The sequence below is a fragment of the Kitasatospora sp. NPDC056273 genome (genome assembly GCF_042268845.1).
Classification (GTDB): Bacteria; Actinomycetota; Actinomycetes; order Streptomycetales; family Streptomycetaceae; genus Kitasatospora.
In genome coordinates, this window is record NZ_JBHJSJ010000014.1 from 1 (window position 1) to 20,625 (window position 20,625).

At 70.8% G+C, this 20,625-nt stretch carries 22 protein-coding genes and 1 pseudogene; 13 read left to right on the top strand and 10 right to left on the bottom strand.

Translation table 11 applies throughout. The features are described from left to right. Window positions 1-182: 182 nt before the first annotated feature. Window positions 183-800, bottom strand: a complete 618-nt coding sequence (locus ACFCY1_RS14955) for a transglycosylase family protein (protein ID WP_074002499.1) — start codon at window positions 798-800, stop codon at window positions 183-185. A 574-nt stretch (window positions 801-1,374) separates the two neighbouring features. On the opposite strand from ACFCY1_RS14955, the gene ACFCY1_RS14960 reads away from it, so the two are divergent. The 3 genes and pseudogenes from ACFCY1_RS14960 (at window position 1,375) to ACFCY1_RS14970 (ending at window position 5,414) form a co-directional block, all read left to right on the top strand. Beyond that, window positions 1,375-2,886 carry a purple acid phosphatase family protein gene (locus ACFCY1_RS14960; RefSeq protein ID WP_375874796.1) on the top strand — a complete coding sequence of 504 codons (1,512 nt, stop codon included), beginning with the start codon at window positions 1,375-1,377 and terminating at the stop codon, window positions 2,884-2,886. 150 nt (window positions 2,887-3,036) lie between these two features. Further along, complete coding sequence (locus ACFCY1_RS14965; protein ID WP_375874797.1) at window positions 3,037-4,638, top strand: purple acid phosphatase family protein; 1,602 nt, start codon at window positions 3,037-3,039, stop codon at window positions 4,636-4,638. A 109-nt stretch (window positions 4,639-4,747) separates the two neighbouring features. After that, a pseudogene (locus ACFCY1_RS14970) lies at window positions 4,748-5,414 on the top strand (lysophospholipid acyltransferase family protein). 79 nt (window positions 5,415-5,493) lie between these two features. Here ACFCY1_RS14970 and ACFCY1_RS14975 read toward each other — a convergent pair. Continuing rightward, a complete protein-coding gene (locus ACFCY1_RS14975) occupies window positions 5,494-5,745 on the bottom strand; it encodes a hypothetical protein (RefSeq protein WP_375874798.1) in 252 nt (83 codons plus the stop codon). Between the two features lie 397 nt (window positions 5,746-6,142). Between ACFCY1_RS14975 and ACFCY1_RS14980 the strand changes: the two genes are divergently transcribed. Continuing rightward, window positions 6,143-6,346, top strand: coding sequence for a hypothetical protein (locus ACFCY1_RS14980; protein WP_375874799.1), 204 nt, complete (start codon window positions 6,143-6,145; stop codon window positions 6,344-6,346). Here ACFCY1_RS14980 and ACFCY1_RS14985 read toward each other — a convergent pair. After that, window positions 6,338-6,748 (bottom strand): DUF5959 family protein, encoded by a 411-nt coding sequence (locus ACFCY1_RS14985; RefSeq protein WP_375874800.1) that lies wholly within the window; start codon window positions 6,746-6,748, stop codon window positions 6,338-6,340. The two genes, ACFCY1_RS14980 and ACFCY1_RS14985, sit on opposite strands and share 9 nt — an antisense overlap. A gap of 181 nt (window positions 6,749-6,929) precedes the next feature. Here ACFCY1_RS14985 and ACFCY1_RS14990 point away from each other — a divergent pair, with 181 nt between their 5' ends. Continuing rightward, on the top strand, window positions 6,930-7,847 hold the full coding sequence (locus ACFCY1_RS14990; RefSeq protein ID WP_049650070.1) for a phosphorothioated DNA-binding restriction endonuclease: 918 nt from the start codon (window positions 6,930-6,932) through the stop codon (window positions 7,845-7,847). A gap of 135 nt (window positions 7,848-7,982) precedes the next feature. Here ACFCY1_RS14990 and ACFCY1_RS14995 read toward each other — a convergent pair whose 3' ends face one another. Beyond that, window positions 7,983-8,522, bottom strand: a complete 540-nt coding sequence (locus ACFCY1_RS14995) for a GNAT family N-acetyltransferase (protein WP_049650069.1) — start codon at window positions 8,520-8,522, stop codon at window positions 7,983-7,985. A 172-nt stretch (window positions 8,523-8,694) separates the two neighbouring features. Then, entirely contained in the window at window positions 8,695-9,081 is a 387-nt protein-coding gene (locus ACFCY1_RS15000) for a hypothetical protein (RefSeq protein ID WP_375874801.1), read from the bottom strand. A 127-nt stretch (window positions 9,082-9,208) separates the two neighbouring features. Here ACFCY1_RS15000 and ACFCY1_RS15005 point away from each other — a divergent pair, with 127 nt between their 5' ends. Further along, the gene (locus ACFCY1_RS15005) at window positions 9,209-9,703 is read left to right on the top strand and encodes a hypothetical protein (RefSeq protein WP_375874802.1); all 495 of its coding nucleotides are present in this window, start codon (window positions 9,209-9,211) and stop codon (window positions 9,701-9,703) included. A 101-nt stretch (window positions 9,704-9,804) separates the two neighbouring features. Here ACFCY1_RS15005 and ACFCY1_RS15010 read toward each other — a convergent pair whose 3' ends face one another. The 3 genes from ACFCY1_RS15010 to ACFCY1_RS15020 all read right to left on the bottom strand — a co-directional run bounded on the left by ACFCY1_RS15010 (window position 9,805) and on the right by ACFCY1_RS15020 (window position 11,423). Next, entirely contained in the window at window positions 9,805-10,425 is a 621-nt protein-coding gene (locus ACFCY1_RS15010) for a plasmid pRiA4b ORF-3 family protein (RefSeq protein ID WP_375874803.1), read from the bottom strand. 112 nt (window positions 10,426-10,537) lie between these two features. Beyond that, the gene (locus tag ACFCY1_RS15015) at window positions 10,538-10,768 is read right to left on the bottom strand and encodes an e9imm peptide (protein ID WP_375874804.1); all 231 of its coding nucleotides are present in this window, start codon (window positions 10,766-10,768) and stop codon (window positions 10,538-10,540) included. 55 nt (window positions 10,769-10,823) lie between these two features. Next, window positions 10,824-11,423, bottom strand: a complete 600-nt coding sequence (locus tag ACFCY1_RS15020; protein ID WP_375874805.1) for a TetR/AcrR family transcriptional regulator — start codon at window positions 11,421-11,423, stop codon at window positions 10,824-10,826. Between the two features lie 56 nt (window positions 11,424-11,479). On the opposite strand from ACFCY1_RS15020, the gene ACFCY1_RS15025 reads away from it, so the two are divergent. Next, window positions 11,480-12,361: an alpha/beta fold hydrolase gene (locus ACFCY1_RS15025; protein ID WP_375874806.1), complete on the top strand. Its 882-nt coding sequence runs from the start codon at window positions 11,480-11,482 to the stop codon at window positions 12,359-12,361. A 9-nt stretch (window positions 12,362-12,370) separates the two neighbouring features. Here the strand turns inward: ACFCY1_RS15025 and ACFCY1_RS15030 are convergent, their stop codons facing one another. Next, the gene (locus ACFCY1_RS15030; protein WP_375874807.1) at window positions 12,371-12,715 is read right to left on the bottom strand and encodes a hypothetical protein; all 345 of its coding nucleotides are present in this window, start codon (window positions 12,713-12,715) and stop codon (window positions 12,371-12,373) included. A gap of 189 nt (window positions 12,716-12,904) precedes the next feature. Between ACFCY1_RS15030 and ACFCY1_RS15035 the strand changes: the two genes are divergently transcribed. From ACFCY1_RS15035 to ACFCY1_RS15060, 6 genes are all read left to right on the top strand, one after another. Then, complete coding sequence (locus ACFCY1_RS15035; protein ID WP_375874808.1) at window positions 12,905-13,756, top strand: helix-turn-helix domain-containing protein; 852 nt, start codon at window positions 12,905-12,907, stop codon at window positions 13,754-13,756. Between the two features lie 13 nt (window positions 13,757-13,769). Continuing rightward, window positions 13,770-13,967 (top strand): DUF397 domain-containing protein, encoded by a 198-nt coding sequence (locus tag ACFCY1_RS15040; RefSeq protein WP_375874809.1) that lies wholly within the window; start codon window positions 13,770-13,772, stop codon window positions 13,965-13,967. 333 nt (window positions 13,968-14,300) lie between these two features. Then, on the top strand, window positions 14,301-14,756 hold the full coding sequence (locus ACFCY1_RS15045; protein WP_375874810.1) for a hypothetical protein: 456 nt from the start codon (window positions 14,301-14,303) through the stop codon (window positions 14,754-14,756). Continuing rightward, window positions 14,756-15,160 (top strand): cupredoxin domain-containing protein, encoded by a 405-nt coding sequence (locus ACFCY1_RS15050; protein WP_375874811.1) that lies wholly within the window; start codon window positions 14,756-14,758, stop codon window positions 15,158-15,160. The genes ACFCY1_RS15045 and ACFCY1_RS15050 overlap by 1 nt, the downstream gene beginning before the upstream one ends. Before the next feature lie 55 nt (window positions 15,161-15,215). Then, complete coding sequence (locus ACFCY1_RS15055) at window positions 15,216-19,010, top strand: ATP-binding protein (RefSeq protein ID WP_375874812.1); 3,795 nt, start codon at window positions 15,216-15,218, stop codon at window positions 19,008-19,010. Between the two features lie 91 nt (window positions 19,011-19,101). Beyond that, complete coding sequence (locus ACFCY1_RS15060; RefSeq protein ID WP_117487038.1) at window positions 19,102-19,725, top strand: hypothetical protein; 624 nt, start codon at window positions 19,102-19,104, stop codon at window positions 19,723-19,725. On the opposite strand, the gene ACFCY1_RS15065 is transcribed toward ACFCY1_RS15060, so the two are convergent. Beyond that, window positions 19,713-20,177 (bottom strand): hypothetical protein, encoded by a 465-nt coding sequence (locus ACFCY1_RS15065; protein ID WP_117487037.1) that lies wholly within the window; start codon window positions 20,175-20,177, stop codon window positions 19,713-19,715. The two genes, ACFCY1_RS15060 and ACFCY1_RS15065, sit on opposite strands and share 13 nt — an antisense overlap. Window positions 20,178-20,625: the final 448 nt, after the last annotated feature.

Here is a 20,625-nt window from a genome sequence, read left to right on the forward strand (position 1 = left end):
GCCCCCTCCCCCCCCCGCCCCTACCCCCCCGGCCCCCCCCCCCCGGCCCGGCCCCCCCCCCCCCGCCCCCCCCGCCCGGCCCGCCCGGGGGGCGGGCCGGGGCCGGCGGCGTGTCCGGGGCGGAACGACGGACCGCCGCCCGCGCCTGGGCGGGCGCGGGCGGCGGTCGGGTTCGACCGGTCCTAGGAGGGGAGTTCGAGGACCAGTCCGGGATGGATGAGGTCCGGGTCCTCGCCGACCGCGTCGCGGTTGAGCTCGTAGAGCGCCGGCCAGCCGCCGGGGACGCGCAGGGACTCGGCGAGGTCGGCGAGGGTGTCGTTCTCGCGGACCGTCCAGGTGCCGTCCTCGGACTCGACCGGGGCGGCGTGGGTGTGGGTGTGGGCGTGGGCCGGGGGCGGCGGGGCGTTGTCGCGGCCCTGACCGTGGGTGGCGCGGGCGCCGCACACGGGCCAGGGGGAGAGGCCGCGACGTTCGGCCAGGAGCTGGGCGACGGCGATCTGCTGCTCGCGGCTGGCGAGGTCGGCGCGCGGGGCGTAGCCGAGGCCGCCGTTCTCCCGCCAGGTGGGCTGGTCGAACTGGAGGCCGCCGTAGTAGCCGTTGCCGCTGTTGATGCGCCAGTTTCCGCTGCTCTCGCAGGCCGCCACGCGGTCCCAGTCGTACGAGCCGCCGCCCTCCCTCCCGGGGTCGGACCGGCTGTCGCGGCCTGGCGGCGCGGCGTGGGCCGCGGGGGCGGCGAGGGCCACGGTGAGGGCGCAGAGCGCGGTCGGGACGATGCGGCGCAGGCGAACGGTGGGAGGCATGGGCGGCTCTCAGACTCGGGGACAAGACCGGCGCCGTCCACGGGGGCGGCGCACTCCCACCCATGCACGCCGGACGGTGCGTTCCGTGGACGACACGTCCGACGGGTCACCCGCGCGGCGGTCCGGGGCCACCCCGGTGGTCGGCGGCCGACCGGCCGTACTCCTCGTCGCCTTGCCGTTTCGTCGCTTTGGTGCCTCGTCACCTCGCCGCTGGTGCGCCTGCCGCCCGCTTCCGGCGCCGGCAGCCGTCGTCGCGGCCCCGGCTCCCGCGCCGCGACCTCGGGGCTCCCGCGCCGCCCGGCCGACCGGGGACAAGGTCGTGCACCGAGGGTTCCCGGCCACCCGCCGTTCGGCTGCCGTTCGCCGTCCGCACGGCTGGGCGTGACCCGGCCGTGCGGTGCGGCTGGGAGCCTCCTCGGCGTTTCCCCGAGCCCAGGAGGCGGCAGTGGCGGCACAACCCTCTCGTACTTCCCGCACATCCCGTACGTCTCGAAGGACGGTCCTTCGCACCGGTGCGGCGGCCGGTGCGCTCGCCGCGCTGCCCGCGTCCACCCTGCTGTGGACCCAGCCGGCGGTGGCCGGCACGCCCGGTCCGGAGCAGGTCCACCTCCAGTGGGGCGACGAGCCCTCCCGCGAGATGACGGTCTCCTGGGCGACGGCGGCGTCCGTGAACCGTCCCCGGGTGCGGATCGGCACCCCGCGCGAAGGCGCCGGCCGGACGGTGCACGCGCGCAGCCGCAGCTACGTGGACGGCCTCAACAAGGTCGAGACCTTCACCCACCACGCCCGCCTGGACGGCCTGCGGCCCGACACGACGTACGTCTACGAGGTGCTGCACGACGGCGCCCAGCCGGTCCGCGGCACCTTCCGCACCGCTCCCGCGCCCGGCCGGGCAGCGTTCCGCTTCACCAGCTTCGGCGACCTCGGCACCGGCGACAACGTGTTCAGCAAGTCCTCCATCCACGGCGCGGCGGCGGTCCGTCAGGTCGAGGGTTTCGACCCGCTGTTCCACCTGCTCAACGGCGACCTCGCGTACGCCAACAACAACCCGCAGCGCCAGCCGCAGGCCTGGAACGCGTTCATGAACAACATGTCCGCATCGGCCGCCCACCGCCCGTGGATGCCCACGCCCGGGAACCACGAGGTCGAGGCGGGTGGCGGGGAGCTCGGCTACGCCTCCTACCTGACCCGCTTCGAGCTGCCGGACAACGGCACGCGTGACCACTGCGGCACCTGGTACGGCTTCCAGATCGGCTCGGTGCTCTTCGTCAGCCTGGACGGCAACGAGATAGCGGTCGAGGACGACGCCAGCATCGACCCGGCCACCGGGCAGTCGATCTACATCAGCGGGTACAGCGACGGCGCCCAACTCCGCTGGCTGGACCGGCTGTTGTCGCGGGCCCGGGGCGGCAGCTCGGTGGACTGGATCGTGGTCTACCTGCACCAGTTCGCGATGTCCTCCTCCGCCCAGAGCCACGGCGGCGACATGGGCATCCGGGAGAAGCTGCTGCCGCTGCTCGACCGCCACAGCGTCGACCTCGTGCTGGCCGGCCACGACCACGACTACGAGCGCACCCACCCGGTGCGCGGCACCGCCCCCGGCGGCCTGCTCACCCCCGCCGTCGCCGACGACGACCTGCGGCAGATCGACACCTCGCAGGGCACCGTCCACCTGATCCTGGGCGGCGGCGGCACCGCCGGGCACGACGACGTCTACCTGCCCGCCGACGCCGACGGCGTCCGCGAGGCCTCCGTCCGCACCCAGCGCCTCACCTACAAGGCCGACCCGGACGCCAAGGAGAAGGCCCACTGGTCCGCCGTCACCGACCCGGACACCCGCTACCCCTACGGCGTCGCGGTCTTCGACGTCGACCCGGGGACGGTGCCCGGCGGCCGGACCGCCATCACCGTCAGCTACTACCACTCCGTCCCGGCCACCGCCGCCGCCCCGCTCCCGACGCCGGTGCTGTACGACCGCTTCACCCTGTACCGCGACCGCAGCGACGGCTGGGACGACGACGACCAGGGTGAGGACTCCCAGGGCGAGGGCTCGCAGGGCCGGTCGGTCGTCGGCGCCGGCCGGTAGCGCACCCGTCGTCGAGGGCCCGCCGCGCCGCCCGTGCGCGGCGGGCCCTCGCTGTCGTACCAACTCGCCTGCCGTGAAAGGGAATCGAAAACACGTCCGGTGGTGCCGGACCTCTTGTCAAAGGTTAGGGAAGTTTCCTAACTTGATGTCATGTCCGAGACCGAGACCCCACGGCACTCCCGGCGCGACCTCCTCCGAGCCGGCGCGGCGGGCGGAGCGGCCCTCGCGGCCGGCGGCCTGTTGCTGCCGGGCACCGCCCTGGCGGCCCCGCGCCCGACCGCCCTCGCCACCCCGACCCTCCCCGTCACCCCGACCTCCCCCGCCGCCCCGACCGTCCCCGCGCCCCGGAGCGAGCGGACCGCCGGATCCGCGCTGCGGCCCTTCGGCCGGCACCTCGCCTACGGGGCCGACCCGTCCCAGCAGGTCGTCGTCTCCTGGCAGGTGCCGGACGCGGTGACCGCGCCGTTCGTCCGCATCGGCGTCCAGCCGGGCGACTACGGCGCCCCGATCGCCGCCGAGGTCCGCACCCTGGTCAGCAAGCTCTCCTGGCAGAAGCCGGTCGAGGACCAGCCCCTCGTCAAGCCCACCACCGTCACCCAGTACTACCTGCACGCGCGGCTGGACCAGCTGATCCCGGACACCACCTACTACTACGTCGTCGGCCACCAGGGCTACGACCCGGCCGGCCAGGGCGCCCGGCTCGGCGACGTGGCGAGCTTCCGCACCGCGCCCGCCCCCGGCCGCGGCGCCGGATTCACCTTCACCGCCTTCGGCGACCAGGGCATCGGGTACAACGCGGCGGCCACCGGAAACCTGATCGCCGGCCTCGACCCCGCCTTCCACCTCCACATGGGCGACCTCTCCTACGCCAACGCCGGCGGCAGCGGCAAGACCAGCGACGCGTACGACGCCCGCCTGTGGGACTCCTTCTTCGTACAGAACGAACCCGTCGCCGCGCGGACCCCGTGGATGCCGGCGATCGGCAACCACGAGATGGAGCCCTGGTACGGGACCGACGGCTACGGCGGCATGCGCGCCCGCTTCACCACGCCCGACAACGCCTGGAGCCAGTCCACCGGCATCTACTCCTGGCGCTACCAGAACGTCGGCCTGATCAGCCTCGACGGCAACGACGTCTGCTACAACACCCCCGCCAACCTCGACTACACCAAGGGCAGGCAGAAGAAGTGGCTGGAGAGCCGGCTCGCCGCGCTCCGCGCCGACACCGGCGTCGACTTCATCGTCGTCTACCTGCACCAGTGCACGTACTCCACCTGCCACGACAACGGGGCCGAGCTCGGCGCGCAGCAGGACTGGGCCCCGCTGTTCGACAAGTACCAGGTGGACCTGGTGCTCAGCGGCCACAACCACGTCTACGAGCGGACCGACCCCATCCGGGCCGGCAAGCCCACCCGCAAGGTCGCCTCCGGCGACACCGTCGACCCGGTCAAGGACGGCACCACCTACGTCGTCGCGGGCGGCGGTGGCGGCGGGCTCTACTCCTTCCCCGCCGCCGACACCTACCTCGGGCACGAGAGCGCCAACGACAAGCCCGTGCCGATGGTGGTCTCCGACCGGAGCGGCCACAACCAGACCGTCAAGGTCACCTGGTCCAGGGTCCGGTACACCGGCTACTGCCTGGTGGCGGTCGACGTGACCCCCGCCGTCGCGGGCAGGCCCGCCCGGATGGAGGTGCGCTCGCTCACCGAGGACGGCACCGCCGTGGACCGGGTCACCGTGCAGCGCGGCTGACCCGGCGGCCGGCACCCGGTCCCGTTTGAGTACCGCTACTCAGGCGGGCGGGGCCGGTGTGCCGGGACGATGGCGGTCCCACGACGCCGGAGGCCACGGAGGGCCCGCCATGCTCAGCCGGATCGCCGCCGCCCTGGTGCCCGTCCTCGGGCGCCTCTCCGTCACCTCCGAGACGCCCGGCCCGGTCGCCCCGGGCAGCGTCGTCGCGGCCAACCACAGCTCGGCCGCCGACCCCGGGCGTGGTGCTGGCCGCGCTGCGCCGCCTGGGCACCGAGCCGGTGGTGATGGCGACCGCCGGACTGTGGCGGGTACCGGTGCTCGGCGGAGTGCTGCGCTCCGGCGGGCACATCCCCGTCCACCGCGGCACGGCCCGGGCGGCCGAAGCCCTCGACGCGGCCGCGGCGGCGCTCGCGGCCGGCCGGGTCGTCCTCATCTACGGCGAGGGCGGCCTGCCCAAGCACCGGGACTCCCGCGACGCGGAACCGGGCGCCTTCCGCACCGGCCTCGCCCGGCTCGCGGCGGCGACCGGCGCCCCCGTGGTGCCGCTCGGCCAGTGCGGCGCCCGCCGCCTCAGCTCGGGCGGCACCGCCAAACAGCTCGCCGGACTCGCCACCGCCCCCGTACGCCGCCCCGCCCTGCACGTCCACCTCGGCGCCCCGCTCCACCTGCCCGGCGACATCCCCGAGGCCACCGCCACCGCCCACCGGGCCGTCACCGCCGCCTGGCGCACGGCGCAGCGGCGGTGCGGCGGGCGGGGTATGTCACGGATCACGTGATCCGTGACAACTCCCTTCCGGGCGAGGATAGTCAGAGCACCCAGTAAATTTACTGGGTGCCCGGACCGTCCTCGCCCGGTCAGCTCCGGGGCGAGGCCTCCAGTCGGTCGGCGGACCACAGGACGGCGGTCAGCGCCACCAACGCCGGGACGGCCAGGAGGCCGAAGCAGATCGCCCCGGCCTGGGGCGCGCCCATCCCGGCCCGGACGAGACGCCACCCGAGGCCCAGGTCGACCGCCGTCGCCAGGCTGCCGAGACCGCCGGCGGTCACCCGCAGGTGCAGTCGCCGCGACCGGGACGGGGTCGGTGCGGGTGTTTCCTGTGAGAGCATGGCAATGCCTTCCGGATCGGATAACGGATTTCGAACCCGATGAGGCATACGGGCGCCGTTCCGGCGAGGGAGCGGCGCCCATTTCATGCCCGTCTGCGGGTCCGGTGACGAGGATACCCACGCTCGGGCAGGGTGTGGACCGCCTCCTGATTCCGAAGCGACGGTCCTGTACCGGCCGTTGGAGTAGTGCAGATTGATATAAATTATTGCTGATCTCCGCAGGTCAGAGCCATGGTTTCGTCTACGGAGCACACATCTCCACCTGCGAATTCATGAAATCGCCGCAGAAAGAAGCGCACCACATTTCGACGCCGTTCCAGCCCGCAAGTCCGAACTTTGCGGGACGGGCCGCTCTCGTGGGCACTTTTGGATGGCATGCCGACAATGCCTGCCGCCGTTGGGTGGTTGGCATCCGGTCGATCCGGAAAAAAATTCCACCGATCCTTCGACCCGGCCCCGCCCGCCGCGCCACCACCTCGCCGCAGCCCTGGAGGTCGCGCCGGACCAAGCCGCGACGTCCGAACTCCTCGACCAGTACGACCAGTACGACCAGTTCGCCTCCGGCCGACAGCAGGCCGGGCCGTTGCCATCCCTACACTGACGGGATCGGGCTCCAGGCGTCCAGCAGGTTCCGGAGGCGTTCGCGGTGGTCCGCGATCCACCCTTCCGGCAGGTCGATCGGAACCCGCACGGTGACCATCGAGCCCGACTCGTCCTCGACAACCACCTCGGGGCACCCGCGCTCACCGGTGAGCTGGATGAAGACGGACGGTCCGCTGTCCATCTCCATCCACTCGATGTCCTGGCCGACATCGAGCCTGTCCAGGGCCAGGCCCCACTCCTCCAACTTCGAGGCCGACAGCACCAGGTCGATGCGCCCACTGACGAAGGGCGTCGCCACGGCGATCTCGGCGGCAAGCCCGCCGGACCATCGCGGGTGCCGACCCAGGACGGTGACCCCGACGCCGTTGCCCTCATCGTCAGCGAGAACGACAAGATCCATCGGAGCCACCTCGGCCATGACTCTCCCCCGTTCAACCGGCACGAGAGGGCATCGTGGCTCACCCGCCACGCTCGAGGCCAGCGCATTCCGGCCGGAGTGACCTCGACCGGCTCGGGGAGCCGGGGGCAGACCCGTCGGCCCGGGTGATCCCTTCGTCGTGCCGCGAACTACGCTGGCCGACATGGACTGGCTCGATCGGGTGGCGCGGCTGAGGCGCTGGACGAAGGGCGGCGAGCGTGCGCCGCACAAGCCGCTGCTGCTGCTCTACGCGCTCGGCGGCTACCAGCGGGACGCCGGCGGCGAACTGCGGTACAGCGCGGTCGAGGAGGAGCTGAAGCGGCTGCTCGTCGAGTACGGCCCGCCGCGTCCGACGACCCCCGCCTACCCGTTCCACCACCTGGTCAGCGACGGGGTGTGGGAGGTCCGCACCGACCAGGGGCCGGGGAGCCCCGGCAGCGGGGTCGGGGTCCTCCGGTCGAGCGGGGCCGCCGGCAGGCTCGCCCCCGCGCTGCGGGCCGCGCTCGGCGAGGAGCCGGCCCTGCTGGGCCGGATGGCCCGGGTGCTGCTGGACGCCCACTTCCCGACGTCCCTGCACGCCGACCTCTGCGAGGCGGTCGGCCTCGACCTGGAGCGGGCCGAGACCGGGGCCGTGGGCGGGCCCGAGGCCGCGGCCCGGCGTCAGCGCGACCGGCGGATGCGTGAACTGATACTCACCGCCTACGAGTTCCAGTGCGCCTTCTGCGGCTACGACGGCGCCCTCGGGGCGAGCCCGGTCGGACTGGAGGCCGCGCACGTGCGCTGGTGGTCGCACGACGGGCCGGACGAGGTCGACAACGGCCTGTGCCTGTGCTCACTGCACCACAAGCTCTTCGACAAGGGCGTGTTGGGCCTCGGCGAGGGCCATCGCATCCTGGTCTCCGACCGCTTCGTCGGCCGCAGCGAGGCGAGCCGCCGCCACGTGCTCGCACTCTCCGGCCGCCCGCTCATCGGCCCCCAGCCCGGCCGCCCCCCGGTCGCCGACCGCCACCGGCAGTGGCACACGCGCCAGGTGTTCCACGGCGTCCCGCGCCGGCCTGCAGAGCAGGGGGCCTTGGTCTAGTTGTACTGAGCGGGAAGGTTCGCCGGATCGGCGGTTCGAGCGGTTGGATGTCCGGAGACGTCCGATGCGACCGTCGGGGGTGTGGTGGCTGAGCCTGTCCGCGTGCGCAGGGTCGACCGACCAGGAGGGAGAGCGTCAGGCCCTCACACCACGCGCGATTCGGTACAGCACGTTCGGACGCAGTGGCCCTTCGGGCGCGGTGGGGTCGTCGAAATCGTCAGCCGGGTCGCGAGTCATGCCGATCCGGCGCATCACTGCTTGGGAACGGATGTTGGTAGCAGTCGTCACTGCAAGGATCTCGGGGAGTTCAAGCGTTTCGAAGCCGAAGGCAAGACCAGCCAGGGCGGCCTCGGTGGCGTAACCCTGGCCCCAGGCCGAGCGAGCGAGCCTCCAACCGATCTCTACCCCCGTGAACGGCATGTCATCATCCACCTGGTCCAAGCCCGCGAAGCCGATGAACTCGCCCGTGGCCTGCACTTGAACCGCCCACCATCCATAGCCTCGCCGGTCGAACTCGGCCTGGAAGCGCGCCACGGAGGCATCGCTCCGTTCACGGGTGAGCAGGTCGCCCAAGTGCTCCCGAACCTCAGGATCGGCATTCATAGCCGCCCACGGTTCAAGGTCGGAGTCTTGCCATCGACGGAGCACGAGGCGATCGGTACGCAGTTCAGCCATGCTGCCCAGCCAACGTGAGCGCCGCCCCCGAGGCAATCCATTTTCTCCGGGACCGCTACCTCCGCTCAGGAGGAGACTGCTCGGCCGGCTCCAGGACTGACGAAGCGACCACCGCCCCGGCGGGCATCCCGCTGGTCGGATCCTCGGTCACCACGAACAACCAACGGCCGGTTCAGCGGGTCGGCATGCCTCCGTGCGGACTGTTGACCACCAGCGGCAGGGAACCCTCGGCAAGGTAGAAGTGCCCGGGAAAGTAGTCGATGTGGAGGTGGCCGCCGTCCTCGGCGGAGGCCATGCCGCGCAGGTTGTCCGCGAGTACCGCCCGGCCGGCGGAGTCACCGCTGATCACGAGGAACTGCCGCTCGGAGTCCAGATGGACAAGGACACCGGGGCCGGCGGTCCCCTTCACCTCGATCCCCGCCAGGGCGCCGGCGTCCGGCGAGGGGGTAGAGCCGAGAAGCCCCTTGCCCTCGGCCACCGCGTCCGCCAGACGGTTCAGCTCCTCCGCCGACGCCGTCAGATCCACTTCGCCGTACACGGGGTCGCTGACGAGTCTCACGCGGTCGGCACTCCTTCACGATCGGAATCCCTGATGCTACTGAACCTGGGCGGGTGAGGTCGGGGAGCGGTGAGTGCGCCGGTGCCCCGGACTGTTCCGCGGGTGGCTGCCGCGCCAGGATGAGCGCATGACCGAGAGTGAAGCGGACCTGCCGGCGCTGCTGCGCGAGCTCGATGATCCGGCGTGGCTGGAGTGGCCGCAGCGCTACGACCGTCGCGGGACCGCGGTTCGCTTCGGTGCTCTGGTGGCTCGACTCGAAGGCGACTTCGCTGCTCCCTGCCCGGCCGAGCAGGACGCCCAGGACTCCAGCGAGTACGGACGGGTCGTCGTTCCCGGGGACGCGACCGTCTGCGGAACCCGGATCGTCGTCTGCGTCAGCAAGTTCGGCTCACTGGCGCTGGTCTGCGCCGACAACCCGGGCGCCTTCAGCGGAACGGAGGAAGCCCGGACCGAGGGCGAGCTGGACAGCGCGGACCTCGCCAGGGTCAACCGGGCGCTGGCCGAACTCGGCTATGTCGTGGTGGCCGAGGAACTACTGGAGAGCGACTACGACGGGCGGAGCCGACTGCCCTCGTACATTCAGCGGCCCACCTGGTCGGACCGCTTCTTCGGCTACTTCTGACGACCGCGATCGAGACCCGGTGCAGCACCGCGTTGATCCTGCGAGGGTCTTGATCGCCCCCGGCGGGGGTGGGGGCGCGATCGGCTGGGCGCGGTCCGGTTTCAGTCGTGGACGAGTACGGTCGTGTAGTCGGCCAGGGCGGTGTTGATCTCGGCTGGGTCGAACGCGGCGGGGTCGAACTGGTCGGCCGAGTCGAGGCCGAGCCATTCGAGTCGTTCCTCGTGTTCTTCGTGGCCGGGGTCGGTGAGAACCTCGACGAGGTACTCGTATCCCCAGATCCCGCCGCAGTCCTCGGGCGGGCCGGCCCGTCGGCCGGTGAGGCAGTGAGGGTAGGAGACACCGGGTTCGGCGTCTCCTACGGCCTCGACGAGGATGTCGTGCTCCCAGTTGTCGCCGAAGTCGTAGATGTAGCGGAACCGCGTGCCGACGCCGGGGGCGATCTGGTCGAGGCGCATCGCCGTCGCGTCGCGGATCCCCAGGTCCCGATCGGTGACGCCGTACCGTTCCCGCCCGGTCTCGAAGGCCCACAGGTGGTAGTCCTCCCAGCCGAACGCGGCCTGGACCAGGTCGTGCAGCCGCCGCAGATCCGTGCCCGACGGCACCTGCAGGCGACGCCAGATCGGGGGCTCGGAGCCGGACAGGGTGACCTTGATCGTGTGGACGGACGTTCCCGGGGCGGTCCGGGAACGGGTGGGCGGCTTCACGCGCCTGGTGTTCGACATGGCCGCCATCCTGCCAGCGGCACCGGTTCCCGTACGGGCGTCGGCCGTCGGCCCACCCGCCCGTGTGACAATGCGCTGCACTGGCTGAAGCTCGTCCGAGCGGTTGTCGTTCTCACAGCGCGAACGGTCGGTGGGCCAGGGCCAGTTCGACGACCTCGGCCGCTGTCGGCTCCGGCCCGTCGGCCGAGTAGATCAAGTCGCTGACGTAGCCACTCGGACAGCCAAGGCCCCTGTCCAGTGCCTCCAGCGTGCGGTCGACCTCGGCGTCGTCGCAGCAGTCCCCATCCATGATCTTCTGCACCATCGCAATGGCCGACTCACGAGTCATCACTGCTTCAGCCACCCCCTCCGGGATGAGGAGAGAGTCTAGTGAGCCACGTGATCGACCGGACAGATTCCTAGCCGGGGAAGAGCCGCCCGAGGTGGTAGCGCAGGACGGTGGTGGCGGCCTCCGCCGTTCGCTGGCCGAGCAGGACGCTGAGGCCGAGGCCGGCGGAGACGGCGAGGAGGACGACGGCCTCCTGGCGGGGGTCCAGCTGCGGGTCGGCGGTTCCGGTCTGTTGGGCTGCGGTCAGCTGGGCGGTGAGGAAGGCCTCCATCTCGTTGGGCGCGGCGAGGAACTGGGGCCCGCCGAGGGCCGGATCGGTGACGGAGAGCACCGCGTACTCGGTGTGGATGAGGTGGAAGGCCCGGCTCTCCTCGTCGGTGGGGACGGCTTCGAGCAGGACGGCTTCGATGATGCCGCGCGGGTCGGTGGCCCCGCTCGCGCGGACGCGCCGCTGGACGCGTTCGCCCATGCGGGCCGTCAGCCGGGTCATGGCGGCGAGCAGCAACTGCTCCTTGGTGTCGAAGTAGTACTGCACGAGGCGGACCGAGACGCCGGCCTCGATGGCCACCGACCGCATGGTGACGGAGTGCAGGCCGCTGTTCGCCGCCGAGCGGAGCAGGGCGTCGATGATGTGGGCCCGCCGCTCCTCGTGATCCACCAGCTTCGGCATCGGGTTCCTTCCGGATCTTTTTGTGGTACAACCATACCATCAAACAGGGAGGGATCATGACCAGGACCAGCGTCGGACACTTCGTCAGCGAGCCGGCTCGGGCGAAGTTCCTTGAGGCGTACGACCGGGCGATGGAACTCTGGCCGGGCCCGCGCCGGGAACTCGACGTCGAGACCGCGTACGGGAGCGTCCACGTCCACCGCTACGGCGCGACGACCGGCGAGCCGATCGTGCTGCTGCACGGCCACGCCGGGCACCCGTCCAACTGGTACCCGCAGATCGCGGCGCTCGGCGAGCGGCACCCCGTCTACGCGATCGACACCCTGGACGACCCGGGCCGCAGCGTGCAACGCGCCGTCGCGGCCGGGTCGGAGGAGAACGCGGCCTGGCTGGGGGAGGTGCTGGCCGGCCTCGGGCTGGAGCGGGTCCACCTGGTGGGGGTGTCGTACGGCGGCTGGTTGGCGCTCAATCAGGCGATCCACGCGCCCGAGCGGCTGGCCTCGGTCACGCCGCTCGACCCGGGCGGGATCGAGAAGGTCCCCGCGCGGTTCTACGCCCACATGGTCGGCGGCCTGTTCGGCATGCTCGCCCCGCGCCCGCTCCGCCCGGCCGTCGGCCGGCTGCTGGCCAACCCGGCACTGAGCGCGCCGCGCGAGATGATCGCACCGCTGATGCTCGCCATGCGGAGCTACAAGCCGGGCGGCCGCCCGCCGGCCCGGCCGTTCACGGACGAGGAGTTGGCGTCGATCGAGCTGCCGGTGCTCGTCCTGGTGGGTAGGCGCAGTGCGCTGCTGCGGCCGCGCCAGGTGGTGGAGCGGGTCACCCGCCTGATCCCCGGCGTGCGGGCGGAGATTCTGGAACGTGCCGGGCATGGACTCAACCTGGAGCAGCCCGAGCTGGTCAACGAGCGCCTGCTGGCCTTTGTCGAGCGGGAGTAGGGGGGAGGTTCAGGCCGCAGCGGCATGGCTCACGGTGGCGGCCTCCGGCGGGGAGAGCCAGATCAGTCGGGCGGTGATGCCCGGCCGCCTGGAGAAGTGGCGCACGGCCCGCTCGGGCGAGGAGAGGGTCATCCGCGTCCGCCCATCGATACTGATCACGTGGCTCCGGCCGTCCGAGTCGGCGAGCCCCCAGGCCGCGACCCACCCGTCGGCGTTCTCGCCGCACACCTGGACGACGGCGAACAGCCGGGGTGCGGTGTCGAGCACGAGCCCGCACAGCTCCTGCTCGAAGGTCGGTTCGACTGGCGGGCGGAGCGTGGTCGGGCGGGAGTTTGGCGAGGGCGTAGCGCTCATGGAAGTCTCCTACATGTAGGGGAGTTGGACGCCGCGCTGCTGTCACCGCCGGCAGCGGGCATCCATGACGCAGAGTCAAAAGTAGCCAGTCGGTAGTATGTAGTCCACCGCCTTTGAGGAATCTGTATCACTACCACTCCCATGGGTGACGGGCGCCGACGATGGCGGTCGAGAGCGAGGAGACAGCGGATGCCGCCCAGCAAGACTCCGCCGAGCATCCGGCAGCGGCGACTCGGTGCGGAGCTGCGCCGGTTGCGCGAGCAGGCGGGACTCTCGGTCACACGAGCCGGGGAACTGCACGGCACCCCGCAGTCCCGCATCAGCAACATCGAATCCGGCGGGTACCCGGTGAGCGCGGACCGCGTACGGACCCTGGCGCGTCTCTACGGCTGCGCGGACGACGCCCTGATCGAGGCACTGACGCACATGACCGGCGGCCGCACGCGCGGTTGGTGGGAGGAGTACCGCGAGATCCTCCCGGCCGGAGCGCTCGACCTGGCGGAACTCGAACACCACGCGCAAGCGATGCGGATCGCCTCCGCGATTCACATCCCCGGACTCCTCCAGACCCCGGAACACGCTCGCGCGCTCTTTCGGGACGTCGTTCCACCCCTCTCGCCACCGGAAGTGGAACACCTCGTCTCCCACCGAATCAAACGGCAGGCAGTGCTCCATGGCGAGCAGCCGGTCCCGCTGTCTGCGATCGTCCACGAGGCAGCTCTGCGCATAGGCTTCGGCGGTCCGAAGGTCGCTCGTCCGCAACTGGAGTATCTGCTGACCGTAAGCGAGCAACCTCACATCGACCTGCGGGTGATTCCGTTCGATACCGGAAGCTACCCCGGCTCTGGCGCCGGGATTGTGTACTTCGAGGCCGAGGTCGCACGATTGGACAGTGTCCAGGTTGATGGAGATCGATCCGAGTTCATCGACACTGAGCCGCAGTTGATTAAGTATCGGGCTGTGATGGACCGTTTGGAGACAATCGCGCTCCAGCCCGATCCATCCCGCGACCTCATCCGCCGTGTCGCGCAGCGTATCTGAGACAGGACTGAGTATGGCCTTCCACAACTGGCAGAAGTCCTCGTTCAGTGGCGACGCCGCCAACTGCATCTACGTCGCAGCGGTCGCCGACGGAGCTGTTCAGATCCGCGAGAGCGATGACCCCGGCATCGTCCTCTCCACTTCGCCCGGCGCGCTCGGCGCACTCCTGTGCGGCGTCAAGGCGGGGGAGTTCGACCACCTGACGACGTGACCTGTGCGGAGTGCACCCTTCCGGCCCGTGCCCCAGGCGTCCTGGGGCACGGGCCGACGTCATTCCCCCTGCGTGCGTGAGAAGTCGGCCAGGTCGACTTCTCACGCACACCATCGGGCGGGGCCGGCTGCCCGGGCCTGGTCGTAGTGCCGCAGTACGAGGCGGGCGAGGGTCGGGTGGGGGCGGTTGGGACCGGCTGGGGGAGGGCTGCGGACGGGGCGCTGGGCTGTTGGTATGACGTTCGGACGGTTGGGCGCGCGGGTGGATCTCCGGACGGTTAACGTCGGCCGCAATGCGTTCGTACGCCCATACGTCCTCAGACCGGAGGTTTCAGTGCAGCGGTGGATCATCCTGACGGTACTCACCTCGGCCCTCACCGGCCTCACCGGCGCTGCCGGGGCCGCCGTACCGGCCCGGGCCGACGAGCCGGTCCCCACCACCGTCACCCTCGGCGACGCCGTCATCGACCCCAAGCTCCCCGGACGGGTCCGGGTACAGGTCGAGTACCTCTGCTCGATCGCGGACGAGGCCCGATCGCTCACTGTCTCGGTCGAACAGAGGGACCCGGAGGACAACACCGCCGTCGCCTTCGGCTCCAGCCGGACCGCGGAGGCGGACGTGATCTGCGACGGCACGCCGCAGACCCGGCAGGTCCTCGTCCAGTCCAAGACCACCAACTGGATCCCGGACGTCGACGCCATCCTGACCACCACCGTCTCCAACATCGGCGCCACCCCGTCGGCCGCCGCCGACTCCAAGCGGGCCAGGCTGCTCGCTACCTCCGCCTGATGCGGACCCTCCTCCGGGCCTCGGCCCTCCTGCTCGCCGCGGCCCCCGTACTGACCGGCTGCGTCAGCTCGTTCATGGTGCCGGGCCCGGAGGAGACCAGCAGTACCGTCGCGCCGCCGTCGCCATCCACGGCCCCGCCGTCGCCCAGCCCCTTCACGGGGACGGTGACGATCCGCGACTTCTCCTTCGAGCCGGCCGACTTCACCCTCGGCCCGGGCACGGCGGTCACCGTGACCAACACCGGCACCACCGCCCACACCCTCACCGCCCAGGACGGCACCTTCGACACCGGCCCGATCGCCCCGGGCGGCAGCGCGACGCTCACCGCTCCCACCCAGCCCGGCGGGTACTCGTACCTCTGTACGTTCCACCACTTCATGCGCGGGATTCTGACCGTGGCATGAGGGGCGCTTGCCCTACGCTCGTCCCCTGCACATGGGGACGGGGAGGGTACGAGGGATGGTCGACAGCACGTCGAACTCGGCGGACAGGGTGCACGGGACGGTCGTGCAGACCGGAAGCATCGGCGTTCTGAACATGGGCGGGAGTCAGCCCCCGGCCGTACCGGAAGGGGCCGACGAGTGGGTGAAGGCCGCTGCCGAGTCGCGTGTCTGGAAGCACGTCCGGGAGGACCGGGACGCCGAGCCGTACCGGTCCGTCGTCCTGAAGGCCGTCGGTGAACTGGCCCGGCTGCGGGACGAGACGGTGCTCGCCGAAGACCCGTGGCAGGACCCCGGGATCGCGGTGCGTTTCGCTTCACGAGTCGACTGGCTGCTCGGCGACGATCGACTCGACCTTTACCCGGCCGAGGCCGCGTTGCTGGCCGTCCTGCCGTTCCTCTACCGGGTCCGCTCGCTGCGCCTGACAGCGGTCCGCGCTTCTGTGCGTCCAACTGACCTCGCGCGCACACCTGATCCTGACCCCGACCGGGCGGCGTACGAGCAGTTCATCGAGTCCTACGACCTGCTCGTGGGCCGCACCCGAACCCGACCCGCCTCTGCCGCAACACTCGGCTGGTGGCTCTTCCATCGCTGGCTCGACCAGCACGAGGACCTCGCCGACCCCGAGGGCGTCCAGGAGATCGTCGACCAGTTGCCAATGCTCGCCGACCTCGGCGAGACCTTCGCCCTCAAGCGCGTCTGCGCCCTGCTGCACGGTCTCCGCCGAGGCCCCGACATCGGCAACCGCGACTACCTGGCGAGCCTCAGCGCCGATGACCACCTGCGGGCCCCCGGCGAACAGCACGTTCGGGAGCCGAGGTTGGCCCTGCTCCTGGCCCTGGCGTACGGCACCGCCATCGAGATGACAGCCCTTCCCGAGATCGTGGCGGAACACCTTGGAATCCCGGACGAGGTTGACTTCGGCGACCTGCGCCGGACAGTCGAACTGGCCGTCTGGGGCGGCTCCTACGACCTGCCGGTGTTGCGAGCCGAGTGCCACCACGAGGCGGTGGTCGAAGGGCTGCGCGAGTACACCGCCCGCGCCGACGAACTCCTCCACGCCGTCCGCCGGGTCCTCGCGACACACCCACTTCCCACCCGCCTCACCTCGGACGAAGCCGCCCCCGCCGCCGGCGCTTTCACCGGCTGGGCGCGCTTCCGCATGGACGAACGCAGGGTCCGCAGCCTGCTGATGGGCGTTGAGCTCTACCGTGACCGGGACCTGGCCGTCCGCGAGCTCTACCAGAACGCCCTCGACGCCTGCCGCTACCGCCGCGCCCGCACGGAGTACCTGGACCGCACCAACCCCATCGCGACCTTCACCTACGACGGTCGCATCGAGTTCCGCCAGGGCGTGGACGAGAACGGCCGCGCCTACCTGGAGTGCCAGGACAACGGCGTCGGCATGGGGGAGGAGGAGCTGAGAGGCGTCTTCTCCAACGCCGGCGCCCGCTTCGCGGAGCAGCTGGACTTCAAGCTCGAACGCGCCGAGTGGCGCAAGGTCGACCCGCCCGTCGAGCTGTATCCGAACAGCCGATTCGGCATCGGCGTCCTGAGCTACTTCATGCTCGCCGACGAGATCCAGGTCACCACTTGCCGCCTCGACGCCTCAGGTCAGTTGGGTCCGCAGCTGGATGTCTCCATTTACGGCCCGAGCCACCTCTTCCGTACTACCGAGCGGTCGGCGAAGGGGCGCGAGCCGGGCACCAGCGTGCGGCTCTATCTGCGGGACGACATCGACCTCGGCGAGTCATGGTCGGCTCTGGACGTCCTGGAACGCCTACTGGCCGTGGCCGAGTTCCCCACCTCGGTGGCGCACGGTGACCGAGAGGCCTATTGGGAGCCGGGGGCCCTGAAATCGAGGGCAGCGCCCCAAGGAGAGACCTTCGGCTTCAACGCCATGGGCGGGATGATGCCCTGGGCCGAAGCCCCGGGGGGAGCGCAGGTGACGTGGTGCGCCTATGGCGGAGCCCTGCTGGTGGACGGCCTGGTGGTCGAGCCGGAGGTGGTGCGCGGGGTCATCACGCCGCGCGGACTGCCCGGTGTGGTGGTGAACCTCACCGGAGGCCTGTCGCCGGGTGTGCTGTCCGTCGATCGACGTCGTGTCATCAGCGATCTGTCGGAAACTGTCCGGGGGTTGCTGGAGGCAGCGGTAGCCGAGTTCGTGAGCGGCGACTCGGCCGTGCTGAGCATGGAGTGGATCCATCGGGTAACGGAGGAGAACCACCGGCTCGCCGATCTGGTGGCCGTCGAGGTCATTCGGCAGGGGCGACCGCTGGAATTCGGAGGGGTCGACTACGATACCCGTCGGACTGGCTGCTTCCTGGCAGACGGTGAAATCCTCGAGTGGTTCGAGAGCACCGATGGATCGACGAGGGAGAGCATTTCGGGAAGCCTTCCGGACAACGTGGTGCTCTGGCGGACGCTGGCCCACGGGCTGGAAAAATCGTCCCCGGAGCTGGAGAAGTTTTGTGCTGAGTTGATGGGGCAGCGGAGGGTGCGCCCGGCGATTCCCTCTGACATCGCTGTCTTGGCGCCGATCGTCGAGCGCGATATGAGGTCGTGGTCTCAGACGTATCTCGACGACGGCTGGCTCACGAAACTGTCCCACGATCTCGGTGTCGCACCTGAGACCGCTCGTGCTAGGGCTGATGAATTCGGCATTCCCCGTGAATTCGGCTCTCACTTGCAACGGGCGGACGGTCACTGGTTCGCGCGAGTGGACAACCTGCTGGTCATCGCCGATCAGAGAGGCATTCCGGCGGCTGCTGCCGCGGGTGTCTGGGTGAGTTGGGGTCGAGACGTCACCCCCGAGGTGGTGGATCTCGCCATCGCTGTCGATACCGATCCGATATTCCTCTGGAAGCGGTCGGGGGGCGGAACGTTCTGGGGTGGGCCGGAACCGGGAGACGAGGTTCCACCGGGATTACTGGTTGAGTCTGGTCGAGTGCATGGGATTTCGGTGGGACGGGTGGCCGAAGCCATGGCGAAGTATGGTCTAGAGGCGGACGCGACGGGTCTGCAGGCGTTCCCCTCGGACGAGGTCCTGGCGCTATTGAGCCGGGACCTCACTGGCACCCGCCCATGGCTGACGCGCTCGGAAGAGGTGTCGGTGGATCACCTGTTTTGGGCGGAACGGAACCTGGGGATCGCAGCGGACCGGGCTGCGGAGGTTCTCAGGGCCGTCGGATTTCGGGTGCCGCGCATGCCAATGGACGCCTGTCCGGCAGATCTGGAGCTGTTCACGGACAGAGGAGGACGTCGTGACGTGGCCGACCTGACCTTCAGGCGACTCTTCGAACTGCCTGGATCGAGGAACTGCACACTACAAGAAGTCGTCGAGCGGTTCAGGGCCTATGGCGTGGAGGTTCCGATCGTTCTTCCAGAGGAACTCACCCGGCTGGACGATGAGCTGTTCTCGCCGAGCAGTGTGATGGAATGGGGTGAGCTGCGGGTGGGAGACCCGGTGCCTTTCGCGCGTTTGATCATAGGGGCGCGCAGGATGCTACGCCGCCCCGGAGAGCTGGCCCGCCACCTGAGGGCCCGCGGGATTGAGCCCTCCTGTGACGACCTGCCAATCGGGCTGAATGAGGACGTGGCGGTTGACCTCCTTGCCAGAAGCCCTTCCTGGCCGATTGACATGTTGTGGTTCAAAGATGTTGACCTGGCCGATCTGCTGAGGCTGTCACTGAAGACGGGACACTCGATGACCCAGATCGTCGACTGGTACCGCGAGTGGGGACTCAAGGCCCCCGACCCTGCGGAGCTGGTCCGTGCTGCCCTCGCCCGGGTGCCCATGGCCGACCCCTCCTGAGCACCGAATCCACCCGTGAACAGGGCTGCTGCAACGTGCCTCCTTGTTCTACAGTTCTGTAGAACATTGCGCACGGCGATCGGGGACGAGCATGGACAGGCCGCTTCGGCTGCCGCAGCAGGATCGGGCGGACTTCGAGACGGAGCTCGGGCGGGCGCTCTCGGCGCCGGAGGTGCGGGCGGCGTTGCGGGCGAGTGGGGAGGAGGCCCGGGGGGTGGAGCGGTTGCGGCGGACGGCGCGGGAGAACGCGGAGTTCGTGCTGGCCGCGGCGGCGCCGGAGTACGAGCGGTACGCGGCGTTGCGGGCGGATGCCGATGCGGTGGCGCGGCTGCCGGTGGACGTGCCGGCCAGGGAGCGGGCGTCGGGGTGGTGGGGGGTGCTGGGGGTGGTGGTGCCGATCATCGCCGTGGGGGCGGCGGTGGTCTTCCTGCTGCTGGGTTCCGTGCTGGGGCTGGTCGAGGACATGGAGGTGCTGGCGCACGCGCTGGTGGACGCCGGGTGGGTGTCGGCCGGGGCGGGTGCGGTGAGTCTGCTGGTGGGCGGGCTGGGGTTGCTGGGGGCGGCCCGGGCGAGGGGGCCGGAGGCCGGGGAGGCGGCGGACGGGCCGGGGGAGCTGGTGCTGGCGCGGGATGCCTGGCGGTCGGCGCTGGCGGAGCGCGGGCTGGTGCCGTACCTGGTGGCGCAGGCGAGTGCGGCGCCTGGTCAGCGGCGCTGATCGAGTCTCGCCGTGCGGGCGGCGTCGACGAGGAGCTGGGCGGCGTCCGGGGGGATGGCCAGGCGGCGGGCGATCCAGGGGGCGGGGCGGCCGGCCCGGGCGAGCATCCAGGCGGAGTACAGGTGGCCGAGCTGGGGGGCGTTCTCGGCGAGCAGTATGGGGCGGACGGCCTCCATCGGGAAGCCTTCGAGGGCGCGGGCGCTGTACTCGCGGCCGTTGGGGCCGGGCGGGGGTAGCGGGAGTGGGCGGCGGAGGTCGATCCAGCGGCTGAGCAGGACCGCGCCGACCACCAGGAGGCCGGTGCCGGAGGCGCCGATCAGGATGCCGCCGATGACGGGGCGGTCCTCCTCCTCGGCCATGCCGAGGGCGATCTCCTCCAGGACGAGCAGGCCGAGCACGGTGAGCAGCACCGCGGCTTCGGCGGGGCGCGGGTGGGTCCGGGACGTCGTCATGCGGAACCTCTTCCTCGGCGGGGCGGCCGGGGGTTTCGGGCGGGCGCGGCGATTCACCTTCCGTACAACGGGCGGTGGGCGGCCCGGGGCACGCGTCACGGTTCAGGCGGTGAAATCGCGGATGAGAATTGACGGACCGTCAAGAAGGCGATGTGGACGGCTTGTTGGCCGATCGGGAAGGGTCGGCCGGGTGGGCCGTCTGGCGGAGGCTGCGACCGCACCTCCTTCCGGTCGGGCGCACCTGGGCGGTGCGTGCGTCGACGGGGCGAGGGGCCCGACCAGGGGTGGGCTTCGGGTCAGCATAGCCTGGGCATGCCAACTTCGACAGGCTTGTCGAAGTTGCGGAACCCGGGCTCGCGGTGGGGTGCCCGGAGGTGTCCGACCGGCTACTTTGAGTACGGAGCTCCGCTTCCACGGCCGGCCTTCGCGGCAGGGTTCCACAGCGCCG

Bases quoted from the DNA above. Each gene is read 5' to 3' on its own strand.
- ACFCY1_RS15020 (WP_375874805.1), bottom strand. From the start codon at position 11,423: ATGCCGAAGCTGGTGGATCACGAGGAGCGGCGGGCCCACATCATCGAC.
- ACFCY1_RS14985 (WP_375874800.1), bottom strand. From the start codon at position 6,748: ATGGATCTTGTCGTTCTCGCTGACGATGAGGGCAACGGCGTCGGGGTC.
- ACFCY1_RS14995 (WP_049650069.1), bottom strand. From the start codon at position 8,522: ATGGCTGAACTGCGTACCGATCGCCTCGTGCTCCGTCGATGGCAAGAC.
- ACFCY1_RS15005 (WP_375874802.1), top strand. From the start codon at position 9,209: ATGACCGAGAGTGAAGCGGACCTGCCGGCGCTGCTGCGCGAGCTCGAT.
- ACFCY1_RS15055 (WP_375874812.1), top strand. From the start codon at position 15,216: ATGGTCGACAGCACGTCGAACTCGGCGGACAGGGTGCACGGGACGGTC.
- ACFCY1_RS14965 (WP_375874797.1), top strand. From the start codon at position 3,037: ATGTCCGAGACCGAGACCCCACGGCACTCCCGGCGCGACCTCCTCCGA.
- ACFCY1_RS15035 (WP_375874808.1), top strand. From the start codon at position 12,905: ATGCCGCCCAGCAAGACTCCGCCGAGCATCCGGCAGCGGCGACTCGGT.
- ACFCY1_RS15030 (WP_375874807.1), bottom strand. From the start codon at position 12,715: ATGAGCGCTACGCCCTCGCCAAACTCCCGCCCGACCACGCTCCGCCCG.
- ACFCY1_RS15025 (WP_375874806.1), top strand. From the start codon at position 11,480: ATGACCAGGACCAGCGTCGGACACTTCGTCAGCGAGCCGGCTCGGGCG.
- ACFCY1_RS15065 (WP_117487037.1), bottom strand. From the start codon at position 20,177: ATGACGACGTCCCGGACCCACCCGCGCCCCGCCGAAGCCGCGGTGCTG.
- ACFCY1_RS14955 (WP_074002499.1), bottom strand. From the start codon at position 800: ATGCCTCCCACCGTTCGCCTGCGCCGCATCGTCCCGACCGCGCTCTGC.
- ACFCY1_RS15040 (WP_375874809.1), top strand. From the start codon at position 13,770: ATGGCCTTCCACAACTGGCAGAAGTCCTCGTTCAGTGGCGACGCCGCC.
- ACFCY1_RS15050 (WP_375874811.1), top strand. From the start codon at position 14,756: ATGCGGACCCTCCTCCGGGCCTCGGCCCTCCTGCTCGCCGCGGCCCCC.
- ACFCY1_RS14990 (WP_049650070.1), top strand. From the start codon at position 6,930: ATGGACTGGCTCGATCGGGTGGCGCGGCTGAGGCGCTGGACGAAGGGC.
- ACFCY1_RS15060 (WP_117487038.1), top strand. From the start codon at position 19,102: ATGGACAGGCCGCTTCGGCTGCCGCAGCAGGATCGGGCGGACTTCGAG.
- ACFCY1_RS15010 (WP_375874803.1), bottom strand. From the start codon at position 10,425: ATGTCGAACACCAGGCGCGTGAAGCCGCCCACCCGTTCCCGGACCGCC.
- ACFCY1_RS14975 (WP_375874798.1), bottom strand. From the start codon at position 5,745: ATGCTCTCACAGGAAACACCCGCACCGACCCCGTCCCGGTCGCGGCGA.